This window comes from Baaleninema simplex PCC 7105 (assembly GCF_000332355.1).
Lineage (GTDB): Bacteria > Cyanobacteriota > Cyanobacteriia > Cyanobacteriales > Geitlerinemataceae > Baaleninema > Baaleninema simplex.
Genome location: NZ_KB235961.1, coordinates 40,378 through 41,817 on the forward strand (window position 1 = coordinate 40,378; position 1,440 = coordinate 41,817).

The following is a 1,440-nucleotide window of genomic DNA, read 5'->3' on the forward strand; positions in this document are numbered from 1 at the left end:
ACCACGCTTCTCACTCTTACTTTGGGTAAGTTGATTAAGTCTTCTACAAAAAAGTTCATCTTTAGATCCGCCTGCATTTGTTTTCTATTATACTATTATCACCTCAAACTCCGAAGACCCTTTTTGGCGACGGCTCCTAGATACTTCAGTCGGCGAGATTCGAGTCCCTTTAAAAAATTTGTGTTGTTACCATAGCCGGCATCCATGAGGACGATTCCCGGTCGATACCCTCTCTTTAAACTCCGGTCAATTAATTCTAAGGCGATTTCGGGTTTCTTTTTGAAAGAGGGATCTTTCTTGCCTGAGGGTAAGGAACTGGCTGGCTGATAGATTTCTACATCCAGAGGCAAATTTTTTTTGCCTATCATAGAGATGGGTCGTTACCGCCACGATTCCGTTGTCGAGCTTGCCGATTTCTCCGATGTACTGTCTTCCCACACCTGCGGTGAAGTTGCCGCTTTTTCGATGTCCTGTATCATCGAGCAGCAAGGCAAATCCCCGACCCACTCGGGTTTGATGGCAGGAGTCCACCACCTTTAAACGACGTTCGTTAATACGCTTCTCCTCCCAAGGGGATTCCGTTATAAAATGATGTAAGCGGTTGTAAACCACTCCCACCGAGTCGTTTGCCATCTGAGTTATGTTTTTTCGCTGGCTTTCCCCGAGTAATCCTCCCAAATAGTGTCTAAACCCCTTTTTTTGTGCTTGGGTTTTGAAGTCGGGGTCGAAACGCTTGCACCACTTCTCAAAGCAGGGTGGCATAGCGGCTGGGGTGGTCTCTCTCATGGGGACACTCTCCACCTTAAATCCTTGTCAGTCAAGGGTTTTGCTTTTATTTTACCTTTTTTACCGTTTAAGTCCCGCTAATAGCTGATGACGGACGGTTTTTTCGATGCCAGATAGGGTTTGAATCTCTTCTGGGTCACTTCCTTCGTAGAGTAGAGCGGCAATCGCTCGAGCGTGAGCTTGAATTTGGCGACGTTTTTCAGCATCCATGAGCTAGGCTTGACTCCGACTTGGGCAACTCCTTTTAGCTTAACTCCCTTCTCTCAAACCGCTCTAAGTACTCTTACTCATTGCAAAACTGGGATGCACCCCTCAGTCGAGGCGCGGAGGGGTCGTTCTACGAAATTGAGATGGGGTGCATCTCAAAAATGTAAATTCATCGAATTGGGCGCACTCAATTTCCAGATCCCCCGGCATCTTGGAGATGCCGGGGATCTTATACCGGAAGTGCTAATCGGGAATTTTGCCACCCCAAACTGATGTTTTTGCAAAAGTGAGATGCACCCTTGAGATGCACCCAACGGGAAACCGGAAATCGGTTTTTTTCTGGTGTTTTAATTTTTGACGATTCATACTACATCTTTTTTTCGATAAGCTAGGTTTCAAGAAGTCTTCACCACATCCCCCCTTAGCCCCCTATCCCCCCTTCGCCCC

The 1,440-nt window shown here is 46.9% G+C and carries 1 protein-coding gene and 1 pseudogene; both read right to left on the reverse strand.

The features are described from left to right. Positions 1-122: 122 nt before the first annotated feature. Positions 123-786 (reverse strand): annotated as a pseudogene (locus GEI7105_RS32435) (IS701 family transposase); the annotation flags it as partial. 60 nt (positions 787-846) lie between these two features. Beyond that, positions 847-996 (reverse strand): hypothetical protein, encoded by a 150-nt coding sequence (locus GEI7105_RS38840; RefSeq protein ID WP_017663126.1) that lies wholly within the window; start codon positions 994-996, stop codon positions 847-849. Positions 997-1,440: the final 444 nt, after the last annotated feature.

What these genes read in the sequence shown, in the direction of transcription:
- GEI7105_RS38840 (WP_017663126.1), bottom strand. Translation starts at nt 996, where the DNA reads ATGGATGCTGAAAAACGTCGCCAAATTCAAGCTCACGCTCGAGCGATT.